Source organism: Lelliottia sp. JS-SCA-14 (assembly GCF_035593345.1).
Taxonomy (GTDB): domain Bacteria; phylum Pseudomonadota; class Gammaproteobacteria; order Enterobacterales; family Enterobacteriaceae; genus Enterobacter; species Enterobacter wanjuensis.
Genome location: NZ_CP141606.1, coordinates 3,592,596 through 3,618,148, shown reverse-complemented (window position 1 = coordinate 3,618,148; position 25,553 = coordinate 3,592,596). Strand labels below are relative to the sequence as shown.

24 protein-coding genes, 1 other RNA gene and 1 pseudogene are annotated in these 25,553 nt (G+C 41.5%); 7 read left to right on the top strand and 19 right to left on the bottom strand.

Annotated elements, in window-relative coordinates:
- The first annotated feature begins 136 nt into the window (after positions 1-136).
- The gene (locus tag U9O48_RS16880; protein WP_023317202.1) at positions 137-562 is read left to right on the top strand and encodes a hypothetical protein; all 426 of its coding nucleotides are present in this window, start codon (positions 137-139) and stop codon (positions 560-562) included.
- 136 nt (positions 563-698) lie between these two features.
- On the opposite strand, the gene U9O48_RS16875 is transcribed toward U9O48_RS16880, so the two are convergent.
- The 10 genes and pseudogenes from U9O48_RS16875 to U9O48_RS23390 form a co-directional block, all read right to left on the bottom strand.
- The gene (locus U9O48_RS16875; RefSeq protein WP_001594383.1) at positions 699-1,019 is read right to left on the bottom strand and encodes a hypothetical protein; all 321 of its coding nucleotides are present in this window, start codon (positions 1,017-1,019) and stop codon (positions 699-701) included.
- Positions 1,020-1,045: 26 nt separating this feature from the next.
- The gene (locus U9O48_RS16870) at positions 1,046-1,432 is read right to left on the bottom strand and encodes a hypothetical protein (protein WP_031376616.1); all 387 of its coding nucleotides are present in this window, start codon (positions 1,430-1,432) and stop codon (positions 1,046-1,048) included.
- A 49-nt stretch (positions 1,433-1,481) separates the two neighbouring features.
- Positions 1,482-1,754, bottom strand: a complete 273-nt coding sequence (locus tag U9O48_RS16865; protein WP_001594380.1) for a hypothetical protein — start codon at positions 1,752-1,754, stop codon at positions 1,482-1,484.
- 188 nt (positions 1,755-1,942) lie between these two features.
- Complete coding sequence (locus U9O48_RS16860) at positions 1,943-3,172, bottom strand: relaxase/mobilization nuclease domain-containing protein (protein ID WP_049077605.1); 1,230 nt, start codon at positions 3,170-3,172, stop codon at positions 1,943-1,945.
- Positions 3,169-3,558 (bottom strand): ATP-binding protein, encoded by a 390-nt coding sequence (locus U9O48_RS16855; protein ID WP_121571966.1) that lies wholly within the window; start codon positions 3,556-3,558, stop codon positions 3,169-3,171. The genes U9O48_RS16860 and U9O48_RS16855 overlap by 4 nt, the downstream gene beginning before the upstream one ends.
- A 197-nt stretch (positions 3,559-3,755) precedes the next feature.
- Positions 3,756-4,709: an ankyrin repeat domain-containing protein gene (locus U9O48_RS16850; protein ID WP_094338249.1), complete on the bottom strand. Its 954-nt coding sequence runs from the start codon at positions 4,707-4,709 to the stop codon at positions 3,756-3,758.
- Positions 4,710-4,724: 15 nt separating this feature from the next.
- Entirely contained in the window at positions 4,725-5,165 is a 441-nt protein-coding gene (locus U9O48_RS16845; protein ID WP_007777535.1) for a hypothetical protein, read from the bottom strand.
- Between the two features lie 543 nt (positions 5,166-5,708).
- Complete coding sequence (locus U9O48_RS16840; RefSeq protein ID WP_007777521.1) at positions 5,709-6,701, bottom strand: DUF4928 family protein; 993 nt, start codon at positions 6,699-6,701, stop codon at positions 5,709-5,711.
- Positions 6,694-7,833: a DNA cytosine methyltransferase gene (locus tag U9O48_RS16835; protein ID WP_007777519.1), complete on the bottom strand. Its 1,140-nt coding sequence runs from the start codon at positions 7,831-7,833 to the stop codon at positions 6,694-6,696. Before U9O48_RS16835 ends, U9O48_RS16840 begins: the two co-directional genes overlap by 8 nt.
- A 183-nt stretch (positions 7,834-8,016) precedes the next feature.
- Positions 8,017-8,256: pseudogene (locus U9O48_RS23390) on the bottom strand (IS630 family transposase); the annotation flags it as partial.
- Positions 8,257-8,736: 480 nt separating this feature from the next.
- Between U9O48_RS23390 and U9O48_RS16830 the strand changes: the two are divergent.
- From U9O48_RS16830 to U9O48_RS16820, 3 genes are read left to right on the top strand one after another with little or no spacing between them, the layout of a single operon-like run.
- Positions 8,737-9,861 carry a ThiF family adenylyltransferase gene (locus tag U9O48_RS16830; protein ID WP_007777516.1) on the top strand — a complete coding sequence of 375 codons (1,125 nt, stop codon included), beginning with the start codon at positions 8,737-8,739 and terminating at the stop codon, positions 9,859-9,861.
- On the top strand, positions 9,854-10,936 hold the full coding sequence (locus U9O48_RS16825) for a HesA/MoeB/ThiF family protein (protein ID WP_007777514.1): 1,083 nt from the start codon (positions 9,854-9,856) through the stop codon (positions 10,934-10,936). The genes U9O48_RS16830 and U9O48_RS16825 overlap by 8 nt, the downstream gene beginning before the upstream one ends.
- Complete coding sequence (locus tag U9O48_RS16820) at positions 10,929-13,055, top strand: ATP-binding cassette domain-containing protein (RefSeq protein ID WP_324722823.1); 2,127 nt, start codon at positions 10,929-10,931, stop codon at positions 13,053-13,055. Before U9O48_RS16825 ends, U9O48_RS16820 begins: the two co-directional genes overlap by 8 nt.
- 1,735 nt (positions 13,056-14,790) lie before the next feature.
- Here the strand turns inward: U9O48_RS16820 and U9O48_RS16815 are convergent.
- From U9O48_RS16815 to smpB, 6 genes are all read right to left on the bottom strand, one after another.
- Positions 14,791-15,687, bottom strand: coding sequence for a ParB/RepB/Spo0J family partition protein (locus U9O48_RS16815; protein WP_000614783.1), 897 nt, complete (start codon positions 15,685-15,687; stop codon positions 14,791-14,793).
- Entirely contained in the window at positions 15,684-16,580 is an 897-nt protein-coding gene (locus tag U9O48_RS16810) for a ParB/RepB/Spo0J family partition protein (RefSeq protein ID WP_324722822.1), read from the bottom strand. The genes U9O48_RS16815 and U9O48_RS16810 overlap by 4 nt, the downstream gene beginning before the upstream one ends.
- Positions 16,570-18,126, bottom strand: a complete 1,557-nt coding sequence (locus U9O48_RS16805) for a recombinase family protein (protein WP_000135615.1) — start codon at positions 18,124-18,126, stop codon at positions 16,570-16,572. Before U9O48_RS16805 ends, U9O48_RS16810 begins: the two co-directional genes overlap by 11 nt.
- Positions 18,127-18,408: 282 nt before the next feature.
- Positions 18,409-19,638: an integrase domain-containing protein gene (locus tag U9O48_RS16800; protein WP_001062342.1), complete on the bottom strand. Its 1,230-nt coding sequence runs from the start codon at positions 19,636-19,638 to the stop codon at positions 18,409-18,411.
- 166 nt (positions 19,639-19,804) lie between these two features.
- Positions 19,805-20,168: a transfer-messenger RNA gene (ssrA, locus tag U9O48_RS16795) on the bottom strand.
- Positions 20,169-20,267: 99 nt separating this feature from the next.
- Entirely contained in the window at positions 20,268-20,750 is a 483-nt protein-coding gene (gene smpB / locus U9O48_RS16790) for an SsrA-binding protein SmpB (protein WP_282494223.1), read from the bottom strand.
- A 162-nt stretch (positions 20,751-20,912) separates the two neighbouring features.
- Here smpB and U9O48_RS16785 point away from each other — a divergent pair, with 162 nt between their 5' ends.
- Together U9O48_RS16785 and U9O48_RS16780 are read left to right on the top strand one after the other, a co-directional pair.
- A complete protein-coding gene (locus U9O48_RS16785; protein WP_282494224.1) occupies positions 20,913-21,350 on the top strand; it encodes a type II toxin-antitoxin system RatA family toxin in 438 nt (145 codons plus the stop codon).
- On the top strand, positions 21,340-21,627 hold the full coding sequence (locus U9O48_RS16780; RefSeq protein WP_285144982.1) for an RnfH family protein: 288 nt from the start codon (positions 21,340-21,342) through the stop codon (positions 21,625-21,627). Before U9O48_RS16785 ends, U9O48_RS16780 begins: the two co-directional genes overlap by 11 nt.
- 62 nt (positions 21,628-21,689) lie before the next feature.
- Here U9O48_RS16780 and bamE read toward each other — a convergent pair whose 3' ends face one another.
- The 3 genes from bamE to nadK form a co-directional block, all read right to left on the bottom strand.
- Positions 21,690-22,031 (bottom strand): outer membrane protein assembly factor BamE, encoded by a 342-nt coding sequence (bamE, locus tag U9O48_RS16775; protein WP_015960091.1) that lies wholly within the window; start codon positions 22,029-22,031, stop codon positions 21,690-21,692.
- A gap of 137 nt (positions 22,032-22,168) precedes the next feature.
- Positions 22,169-23,830 (bottom strand): DNA repair protein RecN, encoded by a 1,662-nt coding sequence (gene recN, locus U9O48_RS16770; RefSeq protein WP_285144983.1) that lies wholly within the window; start codon positions 23,828-23,830, stop codon positions 22,169-22,171.
- Between the two features lie 85 nt (positions 23,831-23,915).
- Positions 23,916-24,794, bottom strand: a complete 879-nt coding sequence (gene nadK / locus U9O48_RS16765) for an NAD(+) kinase (protein WP_015960089.1) — start codon at positions 24,792-24,794, stop codon at positions 23,916-23,918.
- 121 nt (positions 24,795-24,915) lie between these two features.
- On the opposite strand from nadK, the gene grpE reads away from it, so the two are divergent.
- Complete coding sequence (grpE, locus tag U9O48_RS16760) at positions 24,916-25,509, top strand: nucleotide exchange factor GrpE (RefSeq protein ID WP_282494227.1); 594 nt, start codon at positions 24,916-24,918, stop codon at positions 25,507-25,509.
- Positions 25,510-25,553: the final 44 nt, after the last annotated feature.

The following is a 25,553-nucleotide window of genomic DNA, read 5'->3' as shown; positions in this document are numbered from 1 at the left end:
TTGCAACAGCGTAAGCTGTTTCCAGTATTAAAAGAATAAATAGTTGTCATTTTAAAATAAAATATTTTCAATTTTGTATTGATTTAAATTTTAAAGCTGATAGTACTTAATTATAAAAACAAAAAAGGAGAGGGTTATGAGTAATATTTGTGTTTCTTCTCAGGAAGAAAAGTTTATATTTGTTGTTGATAAATATATAACACACCATCGCGACAGTGTTAATAACAATATTTTTTACAGAAAACTTTATGTGCTTTTCGCTGGATACCATCTGAAGTATTTTTATTCACGGGCGCAATATCGCAATTCGTGTTATCACGTTGATAATATCATGCAGATGTTTATGGGTGTCGTTTCTACCCTGAAGGCCCCTCTGCTCAGGCAACTCGCAAACAGTGACACATTACTGCATTGCCTGAATTCGCTCGTGAATTATATTTCAGGCAATCTGGATGAAGCAGAGCACATTTATGCTGATTTACTGGCACAGTATGAAAAGAAACGCATTGCACGTTCTCTGGCTTATACACCACCAGGATCCGTGGTCAGGAAAAGGCTGTGAGGCAGCGGATACGTACTGGACAGGGGATGGCAGAGTGACATAAAAGCAGTCGTTTCCCGCAAGACATTACCGGGCATTAAAAAGGCAGGAGCCACCGGTCTGGTGTCCTGCCTGGCGGGATTGTTTTACTGTGGTCTTACTTATCAATGACCTGCCAGCCATCATCCGTTTTGATCAGCGTGACAGCCGCTGTGCGTTTTTCGTTATCGACAACAGCTGTTACATTGCATTTATAGCTTTTATCCGATAGTTTTTCGCAGTCATGCTTTTTGACAGATTTTAATTCCCGCAGTGCGTCTTTCGGGACATCTTTACCTGCTATGGATTTAACGATGGCATTCGTCTGCTCCATGACCTTATTCATCGCAGTGTAAATATCCTGCTCAGACGGTTCACCGGTACAGCCACTCAGCAAAAAAATGGACGCAATGAGTGTGGTAAATGCATATGTTTTCATAAAATAATCCCAGACTGTAGAGTACGTTATTGAATAAGGCCGGTTTTCATCTTGCTGTTGTTTTCAGAGAACGTCCACTTACTGACCGTTTCGCCTTTAAATTCGATTTCCAGCGTTTTGGCCTGCGTCTGTGAACCGCCTGTCAGCAACCCGACCACTGGAATGAATGTGGTGGCATCAAACTGATTGTTATCCATCGAATAAGTCCATTCTTCATTGCCACTATCAAGTGTAGTTTTGGTTTCGGGCTCACCTAATGCGGTAATGATTTCTGATTTCGTTGTTTTATTTTTTATAATTTTCGACTGCAGACTTTGTGCTGTTTCTTTTTTTAGATGCTGGTTGCCTGATGTTGAACAACCAGAAATAAGGAAAGCAGAAATAAAAAACACAGAAATCATGAATCTGTTCATAAGTTCTCTCATATTAATTTTTTATGTTTGCGGTGGTATGAAATTAATATCACCGTATAAAAACAACTCTGTCTGCATATTTCTTTTTAATAATGCAGATAAGAATAATGACGCTGGCAAAAAACGTAATGACTGAGACAGGAGTGCTGCCGGTCAATGAAAATACTAACCAGGCGAGAGCTAATGCCACGAATTGAAACAGGAATGCCACACTGAGCGGACTCTCACCGTAGGCGACTTTTGCATGGCAGCCTTTGCAAATCCGCACGCCGTGCGGGCTTTGTGTAAAGCAGAAGGGGCAGCTAATCGTTTTATTATCCATCATGACTCCGTGGCCTGATTTAAGGTGATGTATTTTTGAACATTTTCGATGAATGATCCGCTTTAGTAAAATTGCTTGTACCGATCGATGGATCTATGTTAATAGGTTATAACTATCATAACAAGATTATCGATCTATATAAACGATCAATATTTTATTGACTATCACTAAAATATGGATTAGTTAACTTATGGTGCAGGATGGGGGTTATTTTTAACTAATTGTTCTTTAATGGGATTTGTTGTCATGGAATGACAGGGTGTCAGAAGATGCAGGTGCAGGATTTGGTGGAAAGGATGTGCAGTGGCATGTAACAGAGACATGCCCCTGCGCCTGAGAAGTGCCACAATATGGCCGAGCAATACAAGCCACGAATGCAGACGACGCTGGCGGGGTATCTGACGAGCTGTATTGTGCAGTTTGCTCCTGAGTTGAATGACACCCACTGTTTCCTGTTGTCTTTCCAGACGAATTTTTTCTTCAAGCTGAAGGATTTTCTCCAGAATCGTTTCCCGGTTTGCAACCTGTTCTTCAGGCTCGCATGATGGCACTGGCACTGGCACTGGCACTGGCACTGGCACTGGCACTGGCACTGGTACAGTCTGTTGTTGCTCTTTTTTCAGTAAGGCCAGGTGCTCTGGTGTAAAATCAATCTGCGTTTGCAGAGAAGACCAGCCATACTTTTTTCCAAGCTGAGACGCTTTAAAGGCAATACCCTGGTACTGAAATGAAAATCCATTCATTTTTCCGGTCGACGCGATATTGGGTTTACAGGTCACACCTTTCTGTTCCAGCATGTCGATAAAAGTCAGTAAATCGGGACGATGCGTTAAGACATTATCAATCAGGGTCTGCAACTGAGACTTAGGGCAGGGAACTGCTGTTCGTTCTGCCATCATCAGCTCATTGCGTGAGGGTTTTCTTTTAGCCTGAGGGCGACTGCTGGTTGCAGGTGTTGTTTCAGTGAGTCCGTGTATTCGCTCCAGTTCGCTGATAATGCGGGTGCTGATGAGATTTTCATTTTTCCCCAGGTACAGCTTTCCACCGGCCATGTTAATGCGACTTGCAATGATATGGATATGCTGCCCGTCGGTATCATCGTGAAGGATATAACAGCGAAGGTGCGTTTCAGTGAACCCCATCCGGGTCATATAATCGTCGGCGAATGCCGCCCACTGTCTGGCTGACAGTGTTTCTCCCTTTGGCAGGCGAAGTGAATTATGCCAGACGGGTTTGGCGACATCGGGACGCAATTGTTTAGAAATTTCAAACTCACTGATAAGCTCAGCCACCGAACTTCCGATCATATTACCACCGATGACATAAGGCATAACGTTGTGGTGTGGACCGGATTTGAGGCTGTAAAGCACCACTCCTGCAAACTGTTTACCCCTTTTTATTTTCTGCATGCCTTTCATCGGTCTTGCTCCAGAAATGTTGAGGGAATAAGGTGATCCCGAAGCGTTTTGATTTGTCTGCGCAGGGCAAAGAGTTCTGTACGGGTTAGTTCGCTGTCAGTACTTTTCTTGTCAAGATGATTCAGTAGGTAATTTAAATCCTGGGAAAGGCTGCCGAGTTTAATCCATGCTTCGCGATTTATTTCGGGCAGAACCGGTGGGAGTTTGTTCAGGGAGGCCATTCTCAACCATTCCCCTTTTTTATACTGGCCTCTTTTACTGTCGAGAATAGTTAATTCTTCTTCATTTAATCTGACACTGACGCAGTGGCTTCGTCTTTCATCAGGCGGAAGTTTGTCAGTATGGAATTTTCCACGCCTTGATAGTCTTGTTATGTCATTATTCATAGTTATCCTTGTATTGTTTGTTTATTACTACAGATAACGGATGATGTAAATAAGTCAATACGTCATGTGAAATATAATGCATATAATCAGAGAAAATAAAATAAGTAAGCCATTGGCTGAATGGCTTACTTATCAGGATTTATCAGGTCAGTTATCATGAAATGAAACCTGCTCAGGCTGAATAAAGGGCTAAATTATCACATTCTTTTTCTCTTCGGCGCATGGGTGATTTCTGGTTTCATGATTTTGAGAAAATCTTTTTTCTCTCTTCCGCTTATATAGTCAAAAATTTTATCAGAGTCAGCACGCTGTCTCAGTATATCGTCGTCCACTCTGATACCATTTCGAATAAACCATTTTACTGTCTCAATACCAGTATAGACACCAATATGTCTGTCATGATAACAATTATAAAACTGAACATGACTGATATCGGTATATTTTTTCAGTGAGGTAAAGAAGGACTTCATGTTTTTGACATATAATGCGAAGGTACAGTGTTCAGCGATAAGGATATTACGCCCTTTTTCATGAAGCAAAGCAATCAGAGGCAACGCCTCAGTTGAAATATGTTTAAATAAAACTGGTGTGCTGTCTATTCTGTCAACATGGCGTTTGAGGGCATTAATACTGAAATCATATATCCACCACTCGTCGTCAGTCGGAAGGTCCAGCACCGCTTTGCCATTATAATCTCTGTGGTTTATGTCACACCCTTTATTTACCCAGTAATCAAAGACGTCATGATCGTGGAGGTTGTAAAGAAGCGTTTGACCTTCATTATCTGTGCTGTGGATATCAACGCCCGCGTTAATGAGGAGTTCCGCACAATCTATGTCGTAGTGCTGCCAGTGAAGACAGGACTGGCCTTTATTATTTTTGTGATGAACGTTAATACCTGATTTTATCAATAGCCCCAGTGCTCGTGGGCTTTTTCTGCTAAACAGGGCATTATTACCATAACAATCTGTATGGTTCAGCGCTATGCCTGCTTCAATCATGGCTTTTAAAGCCCCGATACTGTCGCAACCGAAAAGGGCGTTTTCACCGTGTTCATTTAGTGTGTTAATGTCAATGCCTGCAGCAATGCAATTCTGGACGTCTTTTTTAGATATGCTGTCAAATAAATTATCTTCTGTATAGTTACTCATGGGGGGGCTCCTTTTTTAAGCGGCCATTTTGTGCCAGGTATTATTGTTGTATTCATATTCTTTTATCTTAACGATCTCGTCATAGATCCGTGAGAAGGAAAACCATGAGATCTCTTTCACTTCTCTTTTTTTGTTTGTGTAAATGATATTGCAGCCACGAAAAGAAAATGACTGATAAAAAGCGTCGTTATTCTCCTCTTTAAGGAAACGAGTAAAGGCTTTTATGGTCTCTTTTTTGTCCATGCCATAAGAGAAAAAGGTATGGATAGCAAATATGGTCAGAATGTTTCTTTCCGTCACCATATGTCTGGAAAAATAATTAAGATAAAAATCATGATCTTCAGTGCTATTTTTACAGAATACTGAGAAGTGCGGGTTATACAGGCGGTAGAGGTCTGTATTCTTTTTTGTTTTAGAGAGGTAACTTGTCAGGGTTGAGTGGTTTTGTTTTTTCATTTTTATTCTCCTTTATTATTTTTTTTGATGGAATGAATATATATTATTAAATAATTAAAAATCAAATTTATTTTTAATAATTAAAAATAAGTAAACGTTTTCTTTTTATATGATTAATTTAATGCGATGTTTTATATAAATAAATTTATATTTAGCAAAAAGTGCTTTTTTATTTCGCGGTTGATTGGTGGGTTTTTGTTTCCCAATGCTTAGGAGGAAATGTGTTTCATTAAAGATTTTATGTTTGAGGCGAATCTTATTGTAGCGGGGGAATGTTATATCTTTTACTCCAGGTTTAATTTTCAACTTTGTGTCTGAGACACAATATGTGATGGTGCTATGATAATCGTAAGTATCCCGTCAAAACGAATCATTCACTTTAAACCTTTTCCGACATATTGGTTATATATTCTGAGTAAATCATAATGCAAAAGGCCCAGTGTGCAGACTTACGCCAGCCCAACCAAGCCGTAGTGCTTTAGTTCTGGGGATTAGGTATGGTGGAAAAAAGCGACTCGTTAAGCTTGCTGATCTCTATGTATTTCAGGAGTCGGTCAGTAAGTTAACGATCCAACGAGGCTCATCAATCATAAGGGATTTATCTATCTCGATAGTATTGATACGGACGTTGTACGTACGTATCAGTCTTGCGAGACCCTCACGGATTTTATCGCCGTCATAGATAGCAATCTCTTCAATATTGTTACCGATGAAAGTTTCGGCTGCCTGGACGGCTATCTGTTCAGACATACCAACGTTATCAGCCATCTGGCGTGCTGCAATGACTTTGCTTTCAAGAGTTAGGATGACCGGCCTGTAGCCTGCACGTTTGTTTTCGACACAGCGCGAAATCAATTTCTCCATAGGTGCGGTGGTCACGTGGAATGCAGTAGTACCCACCTGAAAATCACCCTCACGGTCAGTGTGTAAGTCAGCTGCATTGGCTCTGTCACTGCCGATTTTAACATTGGGAAAGCGCAATTGGAGTTTGGCTCCAATAAGATGCTGTAGCACAGCTCCAGTGGGTTTGTCTGAACGTTCCGCCGACGCTTTAAGAATATCGCTTACCACAGATGCAACTGGCTTGTTGTAATCTAGGTCGACTGTTATTCTCTGTTTGTCAAAATAGTCCAGACGCACGCATTGAGTGAAGAAAGCTTCGAGCTGGTTGGAAACCAGTTTTGTGTCGACAGGCTCATTTCCATTTACTTGAGTATTGTTAAGTACATCCCGAAATGCAGCAGCAAGGAAAATAGTCCCTCTGGACGTACGCCCACCTTCACGGGTAAAAACGCGGGTTTCGCCATGTTGTTCAAGAATCTTTGATATGGTGGCACCACTGAGCCCTCGTACTTGGCTTTTTCCTTCGCTGTACAGACGTTCGTCAGTAATAGGCATACCATCAGCCATCATACGTGAGACGATCAGTCCTGCATTCATTACATTGGTATTTATCGCGCCACTCTTGGCTCGTTCACCTTCGTACCAGGCTTTCGCCGCTGCAAGATACGCTTCGGAGTAATTCAACTTATTCATTCACTTTTATTCCTTGCGCTTTTTTTGCGGCCTCAAGGTGAGGGAGGATCATGTGCCGGGCGACCCAGCCAACAACAGGAACAGCGACGGCATCCCCAAAACCATATTGAATTTGTGAGTCGCGCAAATTTTCCAGCGTGTACCAGCCAGCCCCCATCAGACGTGCATACTCAAGTCCGGTCATCCACCTGATTTTGAGTGCGCCCCTACCCATGATCACCACCGCCTGTTTGGAGGAACCGCCACGTGCTGTGCGTAAACATCCTGAAATGTCTTCTGCTCTCATTTCCCATACGGGAATGCCATTACGAGTTCTACGATAGGCTGTGCGGGCAGTTGTACAGTCTAGATTGACAAAATGTTCTAACCTTTCACGCTGTACCGATGCCATGGACTCTTTAAAAAGAGAAACTTTATCAGCATTCCACCACCGAGGGTCGCTGTCTGGGATAGCCTCAATCTCAAGAGTGAACCCTTGGCTTAGTAGCTCAGGTGCTTTAGGTAAAGGCATCATGAAGGTGCGTACTTCAGCATCTTTATGCAGCCAGGAAAGCCAGTCTGGTCTCAGGCACGAATCCTGTTCGCCTCCATCAATAGGATTTTTTGCTCCTATCAGGAATAACCTTGGTCGGGACTGTGGCACAAAACGTCGGGCGTCCAGAGTGATTGCGTCGACTGCATAACCTAACTCATTAAATTCTTTAACCGCAGCTCTCAAATCTTCTCTGTTATGGGAGGAGGCAAGGCCTGTGACATTTTCGAGGACGATCACTTCAGGCTTGCGTTCATTCATCCCTGCAAGCAAATCAGTAAATCCGAAGAAGGCGGACGATTCCCTGCCTCCCCGCAGGCCGACACGCTTACCCGCCAGACTAAGATCAGTGCAGGGAGAAGAGGCCCAAGCAACATCTGCAGTTGGCAGGTCTTCGCTATTCAGGGTATGAATGTCTGCCAGAAAAAGCTTGTGAGTTTTCCAATGGCCTTCATACATCGATTTTTTGTTCAGGTCATAGTCATTAGACCAAACAGTCTTGATTCCCGCCTGCTCCATCCCAGCTCTCGCCAGGCCGATACCAGCAAAGAATTCCAAAGCGGTCCATTCGGCATCGCCCCGAATCGGTATAATATTCACTCAAAGTCTCCCGTTTTCATGTGCCTATCATCCCACAAAATACTCAGCTAGGTACATACTCTCAGTGGAACCCCACCTTGGTTATTTAGCATCTGCAAGATAGCCATTAAACTTCATGGTATGACTACGCGAGTTCGCATTTATGTAAGCCTATATTGTTGAATGAATTTGCTCTAACGACTAGCGACGAGAGTGTCCGGTAGGCAACGATTTCTGGTCTTCAATCCTCGAAACTGTAAACCAGTTTATCCAACGCTCAGTGGATGAACGGGCATAGCTGAGCGTTTTGGCAGTGTCTCTGCCACGGTCACCACGATGCTACATCAGCATGGTGATCAATCTGCGGGTGTGGGTCTTGTCATGGGTTTTATGAAGCGTTTTATGTATCGGGCATCGTTCGCTACGGAGAAGAAGTGCTACGATCTGCTTCGCTCAGTGCGTGCTGAGTTCCCTCAAACTGTTTTACTATTCCGAGCATCTATTTAGGACGATCTGTTGATGAGATTTGGCATTGAATCCGCACAAAAAATTACCATTCCCATGAACAGAAGTTTTGTGATTTAATCATCATGAAGGGTAAGTTTTTTCTTAAAATTAAGCTATATCAAAGAGAATGCTTAGCTTGCTAATCAATTGACTTGCAAAGGACCTGATATGCAGTGTTTAGATTTAACATTTGAAGTCATCAGCAATACCAATGCTACCGCCAACTATACGGGTGGTTGCTCTGGAGAACGTAGTGACTGTTGTACTCGTGTATGCACGCGAGCTGGTAACGACGAGCAAAACTCAGCGTCGAATTTAGATGCTTGGGAAAAATACTTGGAGGTTAACGCCGGCGTTCTCCAATATTAATCTAAATTCAAAATCGCCCTTGATGGGCGATTTTATTGGGAATATACAATGGACTCCAAAAAATATAAAATAAAAGAAACTGTGGATATTTTTATATCGAATGAAGATAATACTGATAATGTCAAACTCACATTTCATGTGATGACAACGCGTGATAGATTAGAAATAAAAACTAATAAAAATGTCGCTCGATTTATTGCCAGCCTTGATGGTATAAAAACTATAAATGATATAGTTACTGAGATGGGGTCCCTACGCTCAAAAGATGTCGATAAACTAATTGCTTTTTTACTAAATCAACATTTTATTTATGATGTAAATAACATTTGCGATATTGAACCTCGTTTTTCACGACAAATTACATTTTGGGACGATTTTGTCCTTGAACGACCTGGTGTAGAAACTCAACATATCTTGGAGAGCAAAAAGGTTGTTTTATTTGGGTGTGGAGCTGTAGGAGCCAAAATTATAGAAATACTTGTCCGCGCAGGTGTTAAAAATATAGTTTTGGTTGATTATAAGTCCCTTTCAAAGTCAAATGCAGCAAGGCATTGTTATTATAACTATAAGAAAATCGGAAAACCAAAGGTAGATGTCCTGTCAGAATTTTTGAGTTGGATCGATAGTCGAGTAATAATAACAAAACATTTTGAAAAACTTATACCTACTACTAATCTATCCTCTATCATTTCTGATGATACAGATCTGATTATTAATACTTGTGATGAGCCTTATATAGGTCATACTTCTTTAAAACTTGGTAGATATGCACAAGCAAGAGCTATTCCGCTGTATGTATCAGGTGGATTTGACGCCCACTTAATGAGTTCAGGAGAATTAATATTCCCTCCACATACACCCTGTATAGATTGTGCCCAAAATACGTTTTCAAAGGCATTAAAAGGATGGAAGCCTGTATATAGTATAGTCAATAATCCTCAACTGGACCTTTCAAAATCTGTCTATGATAATTATATTCCAGGAGGGCCTGGTGGATTAGCAATGATGAATGGTTTTTCAGCTAATCTAAGTTGCATGAAATTAATTCACTTCCTGTTGGATGATTCAGCATTTTCATATGTAAATAGTCGGTATGAATACCTTCCAAACGAAGGCAAAATGACTAATTTTGAATTGGTAAAACAAAGTGGATGCAAAATCTGTAATGAATAATTTTAGACTGCGACAAAGTATTGGTATCGTCGTAAATGATGATACTGTAGAGTTTTTTAAATCCAATATTAGAGAAAGTATAAAAATAAAAATCAACTTTCCAAATATAGTTGAACTCTTAAAGATGTTTGATGGGCAAACTTCTCTTCAAGAAATTGTAGCAAATTATTCAGGAATCGATATTCAACAACTTGAAAAATTAGCTTTGTTTTTGAATGAAAACAATATAATTATCGATCAAGATTGCCAATACCCTGCAGAGCTTGTCACTGAACAATATAGAATGATCAATACATTTGAAGACTACTGTCATACCACCAGTGAGGTTTTAGAATGTATAATTAATCTTAAAAAATCAAAAGTAATGATTGTAGGTATTGGAGCAGTCGGTAGTAATGTGGCAACGTATCTTGCTCATTGCAATGTTGGTTCGATAATATTTGTAGATCACGATAATGTAGATATAAGTAATTTACATCGTCAGTTTTATTTCGAGGATGAAATTAACTCTGATAAAAATATAGCGTTACTCAACTCTTTGAAAAAGATATCTCCAGATATTAAGATTGACATTATCAATGACATTATCGATGATGATTTTTTTAAAAGAAATATTCTACCCTCTGATATAGATTTGATAATAAACTGCGCTGATGAACCTAATGTGGATTACACCAGTAAAATAATCGCCCTCTTTAGTATGATTCATAATATCCCACATATAGTTGGCGGGGGATATAATCTTCATCAAACCCTTATCGGTCAGACAATTATTCCATTTAAGTCAGCATGCTTTAATTGTTTTAACCTATTTTTAGGAAAAATAAATAGCAAAGACCTTGTTAATGTGAAGAAATTGCACCGGGTAAAACGAAAATTAGGTTCATTTTCACCACTATCAGGTCTGGCTGCAAGCCTTGCAAGCTTGGACGCTATAAAATTACTTGCCGGGAAAGTAGATCACTTGCAACAAGAAAATAAAAGAGTCGAATTTAGTCTTAGAAGTTTATCTTTTAACGTCCAAGATGTTCCACGTGATCCTGAATGTGATTGGTGTAGAGGAAAGTATGAATAAGATCATTTTTGAGGGAATAGCCACCCATAATTTAAAAAATTTAGATGTTACTATACCATTTAATACAATAACCGCTATTTATGGCCGTTCGGGCGCAGGAAAAAGTTCTTTAGCATTTTCATCAATTTATCAATTATGCAAAGATGAGTTTGATGCTGTAGAAAACGGTTATTTGAATGAAAGTGATTATAAAGTTGCAAATTTCAGTGGGTTAATTCCCGCTGTTGCGATACCACAAAGAAACACAAATAACAACCCTCGTTCAACTATATATTCATATCTGAATATAGCTCAAGCTTTGTCATCTTTAAAAATCAAAAGAAACGTAGCAGTACCTAATTATGATAAATTAAAAATAAACAATTATAGAAATGAATGTCCTCACTGCTTAGGCCTCGGCGAGATAGTTAGTGTGGATGAATCTGAATTAATTAATGAAAAATGTAGACTAGATCAAAAACCATTTTTATGTTGGCGGACTGGTGAGTTATCTGATTATTATCACCAATTACTTATGGTCTATTGTGATAAAAATAATATAAAAGTAGATGATACTTTTGATTCACTATCACTTGAAAAGAAAAACCTAATACTATATGGAGAAAGCGCTGAGAAATTATCTTTTAGATTTAAACACAAAGGAAAAACGAAGCAAAGAAGAGCTTTTTATAAAGGCGTAATGTCTTTTGCTAATTCGAATATAGGACGGAGCCAAAACAATTCAAAGTATAAAAAGGAAGAAAATTGCTCATTTTGTAATGGAAGCAGAATTAACCAAGAAACAGCCCAACTTGATGTTTTAGGATTTACATTTGATGAATTTTTACTATCTCCTATATCTGAATTATGTAATACCCTGAAAAAAACTATAGGTGACTCAGTATTAATTAGAGTGTTGTCCTCAATAAATAATATGGGATTGGGATATTTAAATTTGTCTCGTTCAATTCCCAGTCTTTCTGGGGGGGAAATACAAAAACTTATTTTCAGCAGGCTTTTAACATCTAATACAACAGGTATTCTGATTGTTATCGATGAAATATCATCCCAAATTAACCCTGTCGATTTTGAAGTTATCTTTCAAAAGCTAAAAAAATTATCAGAAAAAAACACAGTTATTTTAGTAGAGCACTCGCAGTATTTCATAGATCTTGCTGATCAGCAAATCCATGTTGGTAAATACGCTGGTTCTTCTGGTGGGGAAATTTGTGAAAAAGAAAAAATTCAGCCGCAAAGGAACCTCAATCCCAAAAATAATATATCTGATTACTATTATTTTGAAGGGCTTAATAAAAATAACATCATTAATCAAAATATACGTATCCCTAAAGAGTGTGTTACTGTTTTTTCTGGAATCTCCGGATCGGGGAAATCATCTTTAGCTAAAGCCATTTGTAGTCTTACCGATTCGATTTATATAAGCCAAAAATTGTCATCATATACAGGACGTTCTACTGTCGCAACTATCACGGATTTGAATAAATTAATTGCAGAATTTTTCTCCGATACAACAAAATTAGATATAGAGTATTTCCATCCAAACAAACTTGGTGGATGTAAAGTTTGTGAAGGTAAGGGCGTGATAAAATATGAAAGGGGTTTTGAAAAGGATATCTACATATCATGTCATAAATGTGAGGGTAAACTGTTTGACCACAATATAGATGAAGTAAAGTCTCAGATTAATGGTATGAATATAATAGATGTATATGATACTGAGTTGAAAGAGTTAAGCTCTTTTTTTAATAACACTAAGATTAATACTATTCTTGAAACTATCCATTATCTTGGAATATCACATTTGAAACTTAATAGAAAAACGCAGTCCCTGTCAGGTGGTGAAATGCGTAGAATAAAATTATGTGAAATACTATCTAAGTCCAGAAAAACAAACAAAATATTGTTTATTGATGAACCTGTCGCTGGACTTGATTCTGAGACGGCTTCGAAGGTGCTGAATTTTATATATCAAAAATCTAAATTATTCAATGCAATTGTTATTATAGAGCATAGGCCTGAGGCAGATGACTATGCCGACTTTAAAGTACTAATTGGTCCTTTGTCTGGAAAGCAAGGTGGGCGAGTTATAGAACAAAAGATCATTGAGTCAGTTAGATGAATTTAATTAACACACTATCTAATTAGTATGTGTAGTTATGATATTAATTTAATGAAATATAAAGGGTGATATTTTGGAAGAGTTAAGAATCGATTTTTAAATTAGTGTTGTTATATATTTTAATCACATGAGATGAAGACATCTTGTTAAACTTATATACCCATGATCATCAAAGACGGTTGATTGTCTGCAATTGAGAGCATGGGCTGTCACCTTTTTAAATTTTTACTGAACGTTATAAAATTGAACTGGAATGTCTGCACAGTTCCTGAGATGATAAAAGAGTTAATGATTCGATCAAAGCCGTACTGTCGGCTTATGTAGGCTGCAGTTCGTCATGATAATTCCAGCCTACATCTTCACAACAAGACCATAGATAACCACATTTATAATCACTAAATTTAGGAAATGACGCAAGTTCGATAGGTCGGATCTCCTTATCACTGACAAATTAGACTGAAGAGCATAGTGTGATTCTGGTAATTATCAAACCAGACAAGTCCGTATTGGATAAGATTACCGAAGGTTTTAAATAGCTATCATATGTTTAACTGTTCAGAACGCTGTAAGAAGAACGGAAAATTGAAGTGGACTCATTAACGGATTGCAATAATAATTATCTTTTTCAATTCTTTGATAATATTAATCTGGAACTGTGTTCAATGATATCTTGAAATGAACCTCCCTTTACCTCTAACCGGATGGATAGAGTTAAATTAAAAGAATCTACAATTCAAAGTTCGATTTTGACTATTAGTTTACCTACGTGTAAAAACTAACGGAATGCCTTGGTATATAAACTTAAATTTATCTTATGCAAAATGATTGATAAAAATGAGAGCTGCAATTTAAGCACTAGTTTTCCATATAAAATAAATAGTTGCGATTGTCTAATCTGTTGTAGTAAATGTGCAGACATTGAAAGAGAAAGACCAGGTTTTTCTTTTCTAACCGAAGGGAAGAAAAGCAAGGGGAAACCGGAGAAGCAAGCGCAGCGGCTTCGCAGAGTTAGCCCTTGCTTCTCTTATAATTGGCATTATTCATTCAAGAACAATAGGATCTTCGCTTGTACAAGCGAAGCTATAATAAAAACAATCAATTAATTATTTTAAAAGTATTAAACAAGAACCTATTGACATTCATAAAATACAAGTTATTTATAATGTATGCCATAAATAAAAAGTTTTATGTCATATGTATCCTGCACTATGTGCAGTTAATGTACCACTTGTCCCATAGATGGGAATATTGGAAAGGTTACTTTGTTTTGAAGTAGCCTTTCGTCCTTCAATATTAACGATTACTTATTGCTATTACCAAGTCCAGTCGAATCGAAGAACATCTTTTATCTGAAACGACTCCTAATACCCGGTTAAAGCCACAATATCTCTCGCATACGTAGACCAAAGAAAAATTATGATATTAAATATGTGATTTTTTTTAGTGTTAAGTTGAATAATTAAATACTGGAGAGTTTTCTGTGCACTACCAATTGCTGGTTCATCTGTTCTGCCGCTGATGTTTCTGACGAATCTCCCGGTGACACAGAACTGTCCCTCTCTACCAGCCTTTATTCGACTCAATGTCCGGCTGCTGATACGCAGTTATCCCTTCGTATCAATGACTGACACTTAAACGTAATGCTTTGGTTGCTGGCGTATCTGACAGCTTCTTCGGCGTGAAGGTCGTTGTGTAAGTATACTTCTTGGTTTATTTAGGCTATATAAAACCATGACTATGACTTGCTGTTTTCAGTAAGAGTCTTATCATCCAAAGAATTTATTCTAGAAATTCTTTTTAACTCATTAAGATAATCAACCTCGTTTTCTAAGAACCAATGAAGAACTTTAGAATTGCCAAGTAATTTATTAATATATGACTGGATTATAACGAATTTCAACATATCTGAACCATACTCGGTTTGAAGCTTTTTCGTTTCTTCCGAAGTTGTTGCCATTTCTTGTTCCAGACGAAGTATGGTTTTTTTTATGTCCTTTTTATAGGGAGTGTTTTTCCCTTTATTTACTATCATCGATGCCGGTGTTGCATCCAAGATGCTCATTGCAAATTTTTTACTATAATTATCAAAATTAATCATTGTACCGACTGCTTCAATTTGGCGAATTGGCTTCATTTTCCTCAAAACGTCAAATGTAGCCTTAGGTATAGGTTTATCAGAAAGTTTCGCAATTACACTTGGATCTATGCCGTTCATCACATTCGCTTTATCTTTTATGGCATCAACAGATATGCCCAAAGCAGCACTAAGTTTTTCAATTGATACTTTTGCCAGAGACTTAATTATCATTCTATGTTCTTCAACTACATTTATATGATTCACTTGTTTGTTAGGAGTGAAAGCATCATCTATGCTCGAAAGTATACATGGAGCTTTTTCTATACCTAAGTCTTTTAAAGCCTCAACCCTTAAATGGCCATCAAGTATCTTAGTGACATCTTTATCTTTGTCATAGAATACTATTATTGGTTCAATAATACCTAAGCTTTCGATAGAGGTAACTATTTGATGATATTTATGGCTTCGCTTTACGTTTTCTAATAATTCCTTAGATGGAATTAACTTATTAGTTTCCAGGTAAATAAAATTATCGCCAAAACGTATCTGAATCATTTTAATACCTCTTTGTTTACTGGGGTTAATATCTGAGATGGTAGTTCTGAAAGATTCTCTTGTTCAAGTATATGTTGAAAGCTTTTATTCATCATTATGATGTTAAAAATCTCATTTACTATTAGTAGGTTGGTTTTTATGAATTTTGAGTTGTTATAAACAGATTTATGTTCAGCGATACTATTTTCATAAAGCTCAATCAACTCCTCTGCAGTCATCCTTTTTGATGGTTTGTGATAATAAAATCCGGCTGCTTTTGCACCTTTATTCCCAACTGTTCTTTGATTTAGAATGTGTTTTATCTTTATAATGTCCCGACTTTTTATTAATTTTTTATCATATGCTTCGGTAAGAATATCTTGTGCTTCCTCAGTTTCACATCTTGCAAATTGCACTGCGAGATACAGAGGCAAATTACCCCGTTCGACTGCTGAGAGAAGTTTATGCTCTCCCTTATCAAGTAGCATATTAATACTGCTCACCCAGTTCGATGAATATCCAGTAATCTCACTTATTTCGGAGTCTGAAAGTCCTCTGATTTTCATGTCTTTAATCACCTGTAATAACTCATTAGAACGTGGTCTTCTCCTTGCAATGTTTTCAACTAAACTCATAACGTAAGCATCTTCTTCTGATACATCTCTTATAATTGCTGGAATAATAGTTTCACCTAATGCAACGAGAGCCTCTATTCTCCCTTGACCACAAATTAAAGCATATTTGAAATCGCCTTCATCAGTAGCTCTTACGCTTATAGGCTTGCTTAATCCTCTTTTTTTTATGCTTTCCTTTATTTCTTCATGCACTACCTTATTTCTTGTTCGTGGGTTAAGAAATTTTATTTTTGCAATCTCAATTTGAATTATTGGGAATTCATTTTTTTCAGGCAGCATATAGTTCCCTCACTTTCATGCGAGTAATAATTTGTAGAAGTTTATCAAGATTATCAAATCTATAGAGATCTAATCGAATGTTGTTTGTTTCCGTCATGCACATTTTATTATATTCGTTTTCAATCTTTGGTATGATATAAAAATCAAGAGGTGAAATATTTTGTGAATTCATTCGTATAACAATTGTTATGTCTGCTTTCTGTGAGTTATCAAACCGGACTTTCCATCTAAGTTTACCTGATTTCATATGTATGCATTTAGTAACAAGGACGGAAATTAAAAACTCATCATTGATGTAAAGCATTGGGGCATATTTATACTCGTCTATATGACAGTTACTTTTTAAAATTTCACCCTTAAAATCCTCAATTATCTCTGAGTAAAATGATCTTAGTGCTTCATTTATTTTGAGATAGCTGTAATCATGTTCTGGCTTATAACCAATCAAAGTATATGCTCTTAAAAGACCACCAAATCGGGTTCTATAAACAGAAGATGAAGGGCCTGTATCATCTTCATCAATGATAAAGCCTGATAGTTTTCCATTAGATTCTAATTTTTGTTTTAGTTTTTCTAATAGATCTTCATTAGTCAAATGAATGGATCGGAGCTGAATTATTTCTTGAGCTTTATTGTATTTTTTCTTTGAAATAATAGGTTTATATGCCTTGTCACATCTAACCCATTCATGTTTGGGGTTTTTTACAAGCCTACTTTTTAATTTAGATGAGGTTTTGTTATATATGTTGTTTCCAATATATTTTTCATTTGTCAAAATTTGATGTATTTTTGCACGAGTCCATAATGTTCCATTTTCTGCAGGTATGTTCTGTTCATTTAATCTCTCAGCAATAATGAATTCTGGGACGTTATTATCTATAAAGAGATCATATATTCTATTTACAATTTTTATTTCATTTTTTGGTCCCGGAATTAATATTACCCTATCTGTTTGAATACTCTTTCTTTTGCGGAAACTCAATATTTCTTTAGCTATGCCATTTTCGTCTACTAAAAGACGTCTCAGCCCATAACCAGCCATACCGCCTTGATGATAACCAAGCTTTATTAAATTTACTTGCCCTATAAATACCTTTTCAGATAAATTCCTGCTGTGATATGCAGCACTAGATCTTTTTATATTCAGTATAACAGAGGACTCTAAAGGGAAATCTTTAGTGGGTATAGGTTCGGAACAATATATAAGATCTACACCATTTCTCTCAAATAGAAAGGAATAATATGCCGCTTCATCACTATTTTGAAAACGACCAAAACGGCTCACATCATAAAATAATACAGCCTGTATATCTATTTTCTTTTGTTCTACATCGCTAAGTAACTGCTGCAAAGAATGCCTGCCTACGATACTGACTCCGCTCTTACCTGCATCATCGTAGGTATAAGCGATTTCCATATTGTTCTTTTCAGCATAATCTTTGATATATTCGGACTGATTATGTAAAGAATATTGCTGATGGTCGGTAGACATCCTCAAGTACTGCGCGACCCTAACTCTATGATTTTTGTCATTTTCGCTAGCCATGCACGAAACCTCATGGATGATTCAATACAATGTAGAGGATAAAATTGATCAAATTTTAACCGAATTCAACTGTTTTATCATTGATTAGAGCGAATTTGGTAGATCTTCGAGGTGTATGATAATCGAGAAGAGATGTGAATTATTTAGCTGATATGACCGACAGCTTTCGTTATGTGGACTCAATGTCCCCATTTGTAAATGGCTATGCTTAGTCCACATAGGTTAATGGTGTGATTATTAATTCTTTAACTAAATCAAGATAGTTAATCCATCATGGGAGAGTTATGCGGCAATAACTTTGCATTTTTGAGACGAAACATAGTCACTCCACCATTGCATGAGAACCACCCGTTCAGTGAGATACTCTGCACGATTGTAGGCTGCAATTATTTCATCTTTCTTCGAGTGGGCAAGGGCGGCTTCTAAGACATCAGTCCTAAACTTGCCAGACTCCTCAGCAGCCGTTCTAGCAATGGATCGCATACCGTGAGCTACAAGCTCACCTCCGAAACCCATACGGATTATGGCCGCATTAGCTGTTTGTTCATGCATGTGATTGAGTGGAGCTTTGATACTGGGGAACACCCACTCTCTATGCCCGCTGATGACTTTCATTAAATCCAAAACTCGCAAAGCTTCTTTGCTCAGTGGAACTTTGTGAGGCTTCTTCATTTTCATAAACTCCGCCGGGATGTTCCACATGCCAGTTTCAATATCAATATCTGACCATCTTGTGCGAACAGCTTCACCTGGGCGAACCCATGTGAGAAGTTGCCACTCAATCAGTAGCCTTGTTTCCAAACGGATAGAAGCATTGTTTAGAGCAACCAAGAAGCGAGGGAGTTCGGAAGGGGGTAATGCTGGCATATTCTGTTTTTTTGGCTTGCTGAACCGTTGCCCCAGGTTGTCTGCCGGGTTGAATTCTATGAGTTCTTCTGTTGCTGCATAGCGGAAAATTTCATTCAGGCGGGATATGATGCGGCGAAGTGTTTCAAGGACACCTCGTTTTTCTATGGGTTCTAAATGCTGTTTAAGCATTTTAGGGCGAATCTCCTTAATTGGGGTATCACCCAATGTGGAAAAGATATTTCTCTCTAGGCTTCGCCAGATGTCGTTAGCATGATCTTGGGAGATGCCTGACGTTTTGACTTTCTCATCAAGCCACTTCTTGGCTACTGCTTGAAATGTATGTTCCGTGGCATCTTTCAGTGCATTGGCTTTTTGGTTGTTATGAACTTGGGGGTCTATACCATTTGTAAGCAACGACAAGTATTCATCACGTAAAGCTCGTGCCTTCGCAAGTGTAAGGTGAGGATAGGTTCCTAAGCTCACCTTAGTTCGCTTTTTGGTCACAGGCACTGCATATCTGAAATACCAATTTTTCTTCCCTCCCTTCGCCAGGGGAGCGATTCGCAACAGCAAACCATCGCCGTCAAAAAGGTTAACCTCTTTTTCGGCAGGTTTGGTGCTTTTGATTTCAGTGTCAGTGAGCTTCTTAGCGATTTTGGCCATGTTTGGGACCCTCGATTTTAGGACCCATCTTCGTGGGTCCCATTCAGGGTGCCATAACTCGTAGTTCTCAGCAATTCTCACTAGACTACAATAGACGTAAAAAAGCCCGCAGAGCTTGTGCTGTGCGGGCTTAGTAGACTTTACTGAACTTCAGTACATCAATATTTGGTGGAGCTGGGGGGATTTGAACCCCCGTCCGAAATTCCTACATCCTCGGTACTACATGCTTAGTCAGTCTTTACATTCGCCTGGCACCTGCGGATTGACACGCCACTACCAGACTAGCCTGATTAGTTTTAACACTTCAGCCCCAGGCAGGACATCCGTGCGATCTCTTTTGGGTTTGACCTCTCTTTGATCCCCGTCTTAAGAGCGGAAGCTAGGGAGAGAGGGCTCTTAGCAGGTTATTAAGCTGCTAAAGCGTAGTTTTCGTCGTTTGCGACTATTTTTTTGCGGCTTTTTACGAGGCAAACCGCCCCTCGGCATGCACCTTGGGTTTCGCAAATCCCGTCGAATCCAGAATCAGCCCCAATGTGTTGAACTCAGTATACCAGAACTGGCATCGGTGATGCCAGCGTGGAACGATAAGTTCTTAAATCACTTTGAAAAGTACAAAATTCAGGCAGAAATTAACGGCCTGCGTGCTTCATGATACGCGCTTTATCGACCTGCCATTCACGGTCTTTCACGTCGTCACGTTTGTCGTGCTGTTTCTTACCTTTTGCTACGCCAATTTTCACTTTGCACCAGGCGTTCTTCCAGTACAGAGACAGGGCGACGACGGTGTAGCCTTCGCGGTTGATGCGGCCAAAGAGTGAAGCCAGTTCGCGCTGGTTCAGCAGCAGTTTACGCGTGCGCGTTGGGTCGCAAACATAGTGCGAAGAGGCGACGGCCAGCGGCGTAAAGTTCGCACCAAACAGGAAGGCTTCGCCATCAATCATGATCACATAGCTGTCGCTGATGTTGGCTTTCCCTGCACGCAGGGATTTGACTTCCCAGCCCTGCAACGCAAGGCCAGCTTCGAATTCTTCTTCAATGAAATACTCATGGCGGGCACGCTTGTTCAGCGCAATGGTTGCCGAGCCAGGTTTATGTGCTTTTTTCTTCGTCATAAGTGTCGTGAAGCCATAGGTAATCTGAGTTCAAAAAGTAACCTCATTGCGATTGCGTCCTGTGAGGTCCAACGCGCTATCTTAGCACGAGATAAGCCTTAGCGTTTTTTTAACAGGGGATAAATGTTATTATTTGTCCGTTGTGTGACCATGGAAAATGCTATGCCTCAGATTAGTCGTACTGCGCTTGTCCCCTACAGTGTGGAACAAATGTACCAGTTAGTGAATGACGTTCAGTCCTATCCGCAGTTTATTCCGGGATGTACCGGTAGTCGGGTGCTGGACGCTGGCCCGACGCAGATGACTGCTGCGGTGGACGTGTCTAAAGCAGGGATCAGTAAGACGTTTACCACCCGAAATACGCTGACCGATAATCAAAGCATTTTGATGCATCTGGTGGACGGCCCATTCAAAAAGCTGATGGGGGGCTGGAAGTTTACGCCACTGAGCGCAGATGCCTGCCGCATCGAGTTCCATCTGGACTTTGAGTTCACTAATAAGCTGATCGAACTGGCATTTGGCCGCATCTTTAAAGAGCTGGCCTCGAACATGGTCCAGGCGTTCACGGTCCGCGCCAAAGAGGTTTACAGTGTCGCCTAAAATAGCGGTGGAAGTGGCGTATGCACTGCCGGAGAAGCAGTATCTGCAGCGCGTGAAGCTGGAAGAAGGTGCCACCGTTGAAGAAGCGATTCGCGCCTCTGGCTTGCTGGAACTGCGCAGCGATATCGATCTGAGCAAGAATAAAGTGGGGATCTACAGCCGTCCGGTAAAATTGACGGATGTATTGAACGATGGCGATCGCGTTGAGATTTATCGTCCGCTGATTGCCGATCCTAAAGAACTGCGCCGTCAGCGCGCGGAGAAAGCTGGGAAGTAGTACGAAACAGCGTAAGAAACAAAAAAGGTGCTCACTGAGCACCTTTTTGCATTTCTGAAACCTTACTCTTTGGTGAGCGCCGGTTTGTTATCGATGTTAGTTAACACACCGCTGCTGTTGAAGGTCAGGGTCAGCGTCTGCTGAGTCACGCCTTCATGGCCAGGCTGCTGGCGGAAAACATAGAACCAGGTGTTGGTGCCGAACGGATCGGACATCATCGGGGTTCCCAGTGCATAAGCGACCTGCTGTTGTGTCATGCCGACACGAACTTTAGACACATCGTTAGGTGTGAGGTAGTTCCCCTGGTTGATGTCAGGACGGTAAACCACTCGCTCCAGAGTGGAACAACCTGCGGTCAACATCAGAAGAACCGCTGCGACAGCGGTCAGCGTTTTACAGCGCATGTGATTTGATTCCTTTTCGGGCCCGAGCAATACGCGGCTCATATGTTATATGCCGATGATAATAGACCTTGCCCCACTTTGAAACCGGTCTGACGGCGTTTTTGTTGTTCTGTATGACCCTGAGATCCCGAAAAAGTTTATGCGGCCAGCAGTTCTTTCGCATTCGCCAGCGTGTTGCGCGTCACTTCGCTGCCGCCGAGCAGCCGCGCCAGCTCTTGCAGGCGCGCCTTTTTATCCAGCGGGTGCATGTGGGTTTCCGTCATTTCACCATCGGTTTCTTTGCAGACATAGAAATGATGATGCCCACAACCCGCCACCTGCGGCAGGTGAGTCACGCACATGACCTGAGTTGACTCGCCCAACTGACGTAACAGTTTGCCAACGACGGCAGCGGTCGGGCCGCTAATCCCCACGTCCACTTCATCGAAAATCAGAGCCGGAGTTTCCATTTTACGCGCGGTGATCACCTGAATCGCCAGGGCGATACGCGACAGTTCACCACCCGAAGCGACTTTGGAAATGGCCTGTAACGGCTGGCCGGGGTTGGTGGTCACGCGAAACTCAATGCGGTCCGCGCCTTCTGCTGTCAGATGATTGACTTCAAATTTGACGTCAATGGTAAAGACGCCGTGCGGCATCGACAGCGCATGCATACTCTCGGTGATGTGCTGGCCCAGTTCCTGCGCATAGTGCTGACGCACTTCGTGAAGCTGCTTCGCCGTAGCCAGCGCCTGCTGATGGTGAACATTCACCGCCAGAGAGAGCGTTTCCAGCGAGTCGGCCTGATCGTCGAGCTGTTGCTGTTCATCCAACAGTGACTGGTGATAGTTCGGCAACTCTTCCGGCGTGACGTAGTGCTTACGCGCGAGTGAGATCTGACGGGAGATACGTTGCTCCAGCTCAAACAGACGATTCGGATCGAGGTCCAGGCGTTCGCAGTAATGCCGCAACTCTTCACCCGCTTCGGAAATCTGAATCGCCGCTTCTTCCAGCATATCGAGTACGCTGGACAGTTTGCTGTCGAGACTGACCAGTTCAGTGACCTGCTGGCGCACGGTGTAGAGCTGGCTTTGCAGGTTGATATCTTCGCCATCAGCCAGCAGATTCAGCGCCTGTTGGCTGGTCGAAATGAGATGGCCGCTATTCGCTAGTCGTTTGTACTCTTCGTCAATCTGCTCAAATTCGCCCGGCTGTGGGTTAAATTCATTAAGCTCTTTCAGCTGGTAGTTCAACAGCTCAGCGCGCGCGGCGCGTTCCTGGCTTTGCTGCTGATGCAGTGCCAGTTCGCGGCAGCTCTGGTGCCACTGGCGATAGTGCTCGGCCATCAGCTGAGTGAGCGCGTACTCACCGGCATAGCCATCAAGCAGGGCTTTTTGTTGTTCAGGTTTAATGAGCTGCTGGTGTGCGTGCTGGCCATGGATTTGAATCAGAAGCTGGCCCAGCTCGCGGAGCTGAGAGAGGGGAACCGCTGTGCCGTTGATAAAACCGCGGGAACGCCCATCGCTGCTGATGACGCGGCGAAGTAAACACTCACGTCCATCCTCGAGTTGATTCACTTCGAGCCAGCGCAGCGCGGCAGGAGTATCTTTTAAGGAAAAGCGTGCGCAGAGATCGGCGCGGTTAGCGCCCGTACGCACGATGTCGCCTTCTGCGCGGCCGCCGAGACACAACCCGAGCGCATCAATGGCAATAGATTTACCTGCACCGGTTTCACCGGTAATGGCCGTCATTCCACTCTGAAAGTCGATCTCAAGCTCACGAACAATGGCGAAGTTGCTGATGGTCAGTTGTGCCAGCATAATTGTTTTCCTGTATGAAAAACCATAACTGTATTTTCATACAGTATAAACTGGTTTTATATACAGTAAAGTGCTGGATGCAAATTTAGAACAATTTTTTTGACCAGCCAAGCTTTGAGCTTAATGTGTTGAAATAGCTGTAGTCTTTCGGGTGAATCAGATTCAGGTGGTAATCGCAACGCCGGATCAGGACATCTTCTCCCTCCTGAATCGGTAGGGCAATCTGGCTGTCGCAGCTGATTTCGAGGTCGTTGCGGCGGTGTGAGAAACGCAGACGAATGGTGCTGCTGCTGTTAATGACCAGCGGGCGAGCCGAAAGGGTGTGCGGGAACATTGGTACCAGGGTGATGGCATCCAGCGAAGGCGTGAGAATCGGTCCGCCAGCGGAAAGGGAATAGGCGGTAGAGCCGGTAGGCGTGGAGATAATCAGCCCATCTGAGCGCTGAGAGAAGGCAAAGACTTCGTCGATATAGACTTCGAACTCAATCATATGCGCGACTTTGCCCGGGTGCAGAACCACTTCATTGATGGCCGTGCTGATCCGTTTTTGGCAGTCCTGCTGGCAAACCTGCGCTTCGAGCAGAAAGCGTTTTTCGCTGATGTAATGACCATCCAGGACATCGGCCAGCTGTTGATGGGCGTTGTCGGGGTCGAGGTCGGTCAGAAAGCCCAGGTTGCCGCGGTTGATGCCGATGACTTTGATGTCATAGCGCGCCAGCGTGCGGGCCGCGCCGAGCATGTTACCGTCACCGCCGACCACGACGGCGAGATCCGCCTGCTGGCCGATCTCCGCCAGCGTACCGGTCTTCACATTTTTAAGCTGCAGTTCCTGCGCAATTTGCTGCTCCACCATCACTTCGTAACCTTTCGCGCACAGCCAGCGATACAACATTTCATGTGTCGTCAGCGCGGTAGGGTGACGTGGATGTCCGACAATCCCAATACACTTGAAATGATTATTCATTTTCTGGAGGTCCTTGTGCCGAATGATGGTGACAATATGCTTTGTTCCCTTGAATCCCGGAAACTGATCCCCATAATAAGCGAAGTTAGCGAGATGAATGCAGAAAAACGCGGAGAAATTCATGAGTAGTAAAGAACAGAAAACGCCTGAGGGGCAAGCCCCGGAAGAAATTATCATGGAACAGCACGAAGAAGTTGAGGCTGTAGAGCCGGATGCTTCTGCTGAGCAGGTGGATCCGCGCGATGAAAAAATTGCGAATCTGGAAGCTCAGTTAACTGAAGCCCAGAATCGCGAGCGCGAAAGCGTGCTGCGTATCAAAGCGGAGATGGAAAACCTGCGTCGCCGTACTGAGCTTGACGTGGAGAAGGCGCATAAGTTCGCGCTGGAGAAATTCGTCAACGAGCTGCTGCCGGTGATTGATAGCCTGGATCGTGCGCTGGAAGTGGCTGATAAAGCCAATCCGGACATGGCGGCGATGGTCGAAGGCCTTGAGCTGACGCTGAAATCCATGCTCGATGTGGTGCGTAAGTTCGGTGTGGAAGTGGTTGCCGATACCAACGTGGCGCTGGACCCTAACGTTCACCAGGCGATTGCGATGGTGGAATCTGAAGAGGTGACGGCAGGCAATGTGCTGGCTGTGATGCAGAAAGGTTACACGCTGAACGGTCGTACGATCCGTGCCGCGATGGTGACTGTCGCGAAAGCGAAGGCGTAATTTGCCTCTGTAGTGCCGGGTGGCACCTGCGCTTACCCGGCCTA

What these genes read in the sequence shown, in the direction of transcription:
- U9O48_RS16880 (WP_023317202.1), top strand. Translation starts at nt 137, where the DNA reads ATGAGTAATATTTGTGTTTCTTCTCAGGAAGAAAAGTTTATATTTGTT.
- U9O48_RS16875 (WP_001594383.1), bottom strand. Translation starts at nt 1,019, where the DNA reads ATGAAAACATATGCATTTACCACACTCATTGCGTCCATTTTTTTGCTG.
- U9O48_RS16870 (WP_031376616.1), bottom strand. Translation starts at nt 1,432, where the DNA reads ATGAACAGATTCATGATTTCTGTGTTTTTTATTTCTGCTTTCCTTATT.
- U9O48_RS16865 (WP_001594380.1), bottom strand. Translation starts at nt 1,754, where the DNA reads ATGGATAATAAAACGATTAGCTGCCCCTTCTGCTTTACACAAAGCCCG.
- U9O48_RS16860 (WP_049077605.1), bottom strand. Translation starts at nt 3,172, where the DNA reads ATGAAAGGCATGCAGAAAATAAAAAGGGGTAAACAGTTTGCAGGAGTG.
- U9O48_RS16855 (WP_121571966.1), bottom strand. Translation starts at nt 3,558, where the DNA reads ATGAATAATGACATAACAAGACTATCAAGGCGTGGAAAATTCCATACT.
- U9O48_RS16850 (WP_094338249.1), bottom strand. Translation starts at nt 4,709, where the DNA reads ATGAGTAACTATACAGAAGATAATTTATTTGACAGCATATCTAAAAAA.
- U9O48_RS16845 (WP_007777535.1), bottom strand. Translation starts at nt 5,165, where the DNA reads ATGAAAAAACAAAACCACTCAACCCTGACAAGTTACCTCTCTAAAACA.
- U9O48_RS16840 (WP_007777521.1), bottom strand. Translation starts at nt 6,701, where the DNA reads ATGAATAAGTTGAATTACTCCGAAGCGTATCTTGCAGCGGCGAAAGCC.
- U9O48_RS16830 (WP_007777516.1), top strand. Translation starts at nt 8,737, where the DNA reads ATGGACTCCAAAAAATATAAAATAAAAGAAACTGTGGATATTTTTATA.
- U9O48_RS16825 (WP_007777514.1), top strand. Translation starts at nt 9,854, where the DNA reads ATGAATAATTTTAGACTGCGACAAAGTATTGGTATCGTCGTAAATGAT.
- U9O48_RS16820 (WP_324722823.1), top strand. Translation starts at nt 10,929, where the DNA reads ATGAATAAGATCATTTTTGAGGGAATAGCCACCCATAATTTAAAAAAT.
- U9O48_RS16815 (WP_000614783.1), bottom strand. Translation starts at nt 15,687, where the DNA reads ATGATTCAGATACGTTTTGGCGATAATTTTATTTACCTGGAAACTAAT.
- U9O48_RS16810 (WP_324722822.1), bottom strand. Translation starts at nt 16,580, where the DNA reads ATGCTGCCTGAAAAAAATGAATTCCCAATAATTCAAATTGAGATTGCA.
- U9O48_RS16805 (WP_000135615.1), bottom strand. Translation starts at nt 18,126, where the DNA reads ATGGCTAGCGAAAATGACAAAAATCATAGAGTTAGGGTCGCGCAGTAC.
- U9O48_RS16800 (WP_001062342.1), bottom strand. Translation starts at nt 19,638, where the DNA reads ATGGCCAAAATCGCTAAGAAGCTCACTGACACTGAAATCAAAAGCACC.
- smpB (WP_282494223.1), bottom strand. Translation starts at nt 20,750, where the DNA reads ATGACGAAGAAAAAAGCACATAAACCTGGCTCGGCAACCATTGCGCTG.
- U9O48_RS16785 (WP_282494224.1), top strand. Translation starts at nt 20,913, where the DNA reads ATGCCTCAGATTAGTCGTACTGCGCTTGTCCCCTACAGTGTGGAACAA.
- bamE (WP_015960091.1), bottom strand. Translation starts at nt 22,031, where the DNA reads ATGCGCTGTAAAACGCTGACCGCTGTCGCAGCGGTTCTTCTGATGTTG.
- recN (WP_285144983.1), bottom strand. Translation starts at nt 23,830, where the DNA reads ATGCTGGCACAACTGACCATCAGCAACTTCGCCATTGTTCGTGAGCTT.
- nadK (WP_015960089.1), bottom strand. Translation starts at nt 24,794, where the DNA reads ATGAATAATCATTTCAAGTGTATTGGGATTGTCGGACATCCACGTCAC.
- grpE (WP_282494227.1), top strand. Translation starts at nt 24,916, where the DNA reads ATGAGTAGTAAAGAACAGAAAACGCCTGAGGGGCAAGCCCCGGAAGAA.